This is a genomic window from Nocardioides sp. CPCC 206348 (assembly GCF_048654705.1).
In the GTDB taxonomy this organism is placed as follows: domain Bacteria; phylum Actinomycetota; class Actinomycetes; order Propionibacteriales; family Nocardioidaceae; genus Nocardioides.
Window position 1 is genome coordinate 1 of the sequence record NZ_JBMCZA010000195.1, and the last position, 3,059, is coordinate 3,059.

Annotated in this window: 3 protein-coding genes and 1 pseudogene; 2 read left to right on the forward strand and 2 right to left on the reverse strand. The window is 72.0% G+C overall.

Annotated features, from left to right (window positions below; translation table 11 throughout):
* Positions 1–413, forward strand: a pseudogene (locus ACOADB_RS17705) (hypothetical protein); the annotation flags it as partial.
* A gap of 4 nt (positions 414–417) precedes the next feature.
* On the opposite strand, the gene ACOADB_RS17710 reads toward ACOADB_RS17705, so the two are convergent.
* Together ACOADB_RS17710 and ACOADB_RS17715 are read right to left on the reverse strand one after the other, a co-directional pair.
* Positions 418–1,548, reverse strand: a complete 1,131-nt coding sequence (locus tag ACOADB_RS17710; RefSeq protein ID WP_378601316.1) for a hypothetical protein — start codon at positions 1,546–1,548, stop codon at positions 418–420.
* 75 nt (positions 1,549–1,623) lie between these two features.
* The gene (locus ACOADB_RS17715) at positions 1,624–2,268 is read right to left on the reverse strand and encodes a TetR/AcrR family transcriptional regulator (protein WP_378601318.1); all 645 of its coding nucleotides are present in this window, start codon (positions 2,266–2,268) and stop codon (positions 1,624–1,626) included.
* Between the two features lie 45 nt (positions 2,269–2,313).
* Between ACOADB_RS17715 and ACOADB_RS17720 the strand changes: the two genes are divergently transcribed.
* Positions 2,314–3,059, forward strand: a 746-nt coding sequence (locus tag ACOADB_RS17720) for an alpha/beta hydrolase (protein ID WP_378601320.1), incomplete at its 3' end; no start/stop codon positions are given.

Consider the following 3,059-nt stretch of genomic DNA (forward strand, 5'->3'; position numbering starts at 1 on the left):
CGTCGGAGAGCGCGACCCCGACGGTCGAACCGAAGCCCGAACCCAGGCCGACGAGGAAGCCGACCGAGAAGCCGACCCCGGAGCCGGAGCCCCAGCCGGCGCCGGTCATCGACGCCGCCTCCATCGCGGGCAACCCACCGACCGTCTACCAGGGCAACTACTGCCCGACGTACACGGTGCAGGTGCAGGCGCGGGTCCGCAACGCCACCAAGGTGACCGTGCTGATCGCCGGCGTCTCACGCACCTTCGCGATGACCGCGAGTGGAAGCTCGTGGACGGCCACCCTTCCGTCGGGCTACGACCCCGGCGCCATCGGCACCCACGGTGTGAGCGTGCGGGCGGTCGGTCCGGGCGGGACCGCCACCCGCCCGGTCGGCGACCTGCTCATCAAGGCTGCGTGCCCGAAGGACTGAGCGCTCAGGTCGACGAGCCGAGCACCACGGTGCCCTCGACCTTCAGCACGTTCGTGCACTTCGCGGTCGTGATGACGCAGCGCTGGATGGACAGGGCCGACGTGCTGTCCTGGCCGGTGAGGGCCACCACGGTGTCCGCATCGTCGGCCCACTCGGCGCCCATCAGGTAGCCGCCCGGGTCGAACTCGTGCCGCAGGTTGCCGGTCGTCGAGTCGACGACCTCCAGCTTCGACGGCGAGGGCCCGTCGCCGGTGGCGACGCCGAGGAGGAGCTGCTCCCCGTCGCTGGAGTACGGCGCCGCCGAGGCCGCGCGGCGCTCGCACTGGTCCCACCACTGCTCGACCGCGTCCAACCGGCCGCCGGTCACGCAGCCACCCACCGGGTTCTCGGGTGCGTAGTCGGGGTTGGGGGTGCTGCCGACGGCGTACTTCCCGTCGCCGGACGTCTGCGGGACGTCGATGTCGCGCGGCAGGACGAGCAGCTCGTGCGACCAGCGGTCGGTGTCGGTCTCCACGACCAGGTGCTCCTTGCCGACCTCCCACCCGGTCAGCACGCCCTTCGCGGTGAGGGCGATACCGGGGATGCTGAGCGAGGTGGTCATGAAGTCGAGCTCCTCGCCGGGGCCGTCGATGACGTCGAGCGGCGTCGCCCTCCGGGTCGCGAACTCGGCGGACTTCCAGGTCACGCCGTTGCCGTAGACCACCCGGTCCCGCTCGGCCGAGACGTCCCACGGGCCGCGCCACTCACCGATGCGCCAGCTCCTGCCGTCGGCGCCGACGAACGTGCCGATCCGCAGCGGGTCGCCGCTGCCGTCCTCGGCACCCTCGATGAAGAGCCACCCGCCCTTGACCCGCTGGAGCGCGACGACCTCGCCGGTTCCGACGCCGGTGGGTACGGCGACGTCCTGGTCGCCGTCGTGGATCGCGCCGTCCGCGTAGTAGAAGAGACCGCCGTCCTCCGAGCCGTCCTCCTGGCCGTCCGTGGCCCTGGTGCCCGTCTCCTTCGCCGTCGACCGCGACGAGGTGTCGCGCCCGGTGCTGTCGTCGTCGCCCCCGCTGGCCACGGCGAGGGTGACGCCGCCCGCCGATCCGAGGACGGCGGCAGCCGTGAGGGAGACGATGGTGAGGCGGTTCATGGCAGGTCCTTCATCACTGGGGATTGTGTCTGGTCTGATGCCGGATCCGGTGATTTGGTTGCCGAACGGCGGACCTCAGCGCCAGGGACGCAGGAATCGCGGAGCGAGGTCGACGCTCACGCCCGCGAGGTGCTCGACGAGGGCATCGGTGTCCACGGTGATCAGGCCGGACCGCCAGGCCAGGATCGTCTCCACGAACCCGCCGATTCCCATCAGGACGGTCACCCGGAACGCGACCTCGTCCACATCGGCGCGCAGGTAGGGCCGTGCAAGGTCGATGACCAGGTCGACGGCCATCTGGATCGTGTCGCGTCGGCGCTGCTCGAGGACGGCGCTGCCCGAGTGGTCGCCGAAGATGATCTGCGCACGACGAGGCTCGTCGCCGACGTGGTGGACGATGGCCACCAGCGCGGCATGCAGCTGCTCGACCGGGTCGTCGTCGGCGTACGGCGTGATCGCGCCCAGCAGCATCGTCAGGGTCTCGTCGCGCATCTGGTCCCAGATCGCGGCCAGGAGCGCGTCGCGGTCGGTGAAGCTCTCGTAGAAGTACCGGTCGGTCAGCCCGGCCCGCGCGCAGACGCCGCGCATCGTCACGGCCGCCCAGCCGCTCTCCTGCCAGATCTCGAGCGCAGCGCCGAGCACGGCCTCGCGTCGCTCGGCGCGGCGCTGGTCGGCCGACTTGCCGCCGTAGCTCCGGCGCGGGGCAGGTGAACTTTGCACACGAACATCTTGACGGCAGGTGCCCTCAGATTGCAATCTGAGGGCATGCGCCTTCAGATTGAGCCTCGACGACGCGGCTCGCTTCGCAGCAGGGTGACGGCCGACCTGACGGCTGTCACCCTGCGGCCACTGACCCTCGCGATCCCGCTGAACACCTCCGGCATCCGGTTCACCCGCGGCCTCGTCGCGACCTTCATGGCCGCCGTCGGGCCACCGATCCGCGGGAGCAGGATCAGCCGGGTCGCCAAGCCGGTGGCCACCGGCCCCAGTCCGCGCGGCGAGTGGGTGCGGGCACCCGGGGCCGACCGCGACGACGCCGTCATCCTCTACATCCACGGCAGCGGCTACGCGATCTGCTCGGCCCGCACCCACCGCGGCATCACCACGCGGCTGTCGGCGAGGACCGGGCTCCCGGTGTTCGCCTGCGACTACCGGCTCGCGCCCTCCCACCGCTTCCCCAGCGCCGCGGACGACGTCCGGGCGGCGTACGACTGGCTCCTCGGCGAGGGCCACCCGGCCGACCGGATCGTGCTGGCCGGCGACTCGGCCGGCGGCCACCTCGCGGTCGACCTCGCCCTCGAGCTGATCCGCGAGGGCCGGACGCCCCCGGCCGCGCTTGTCGCCTTCTCGCCGGTGCTGGACCTGAGCATGGCGCTGGCCGCGTCGCGCGAACGGATGCGGCGCGACCCGATGACCTCGGCGTCCAGGGCCGCAAGCCTGGTCGACCTGTACGTCGCCGGCGAGACGCACCCGCGCCTGCGCCTGACCTTCGACGGGGCCGACCGGTTCCC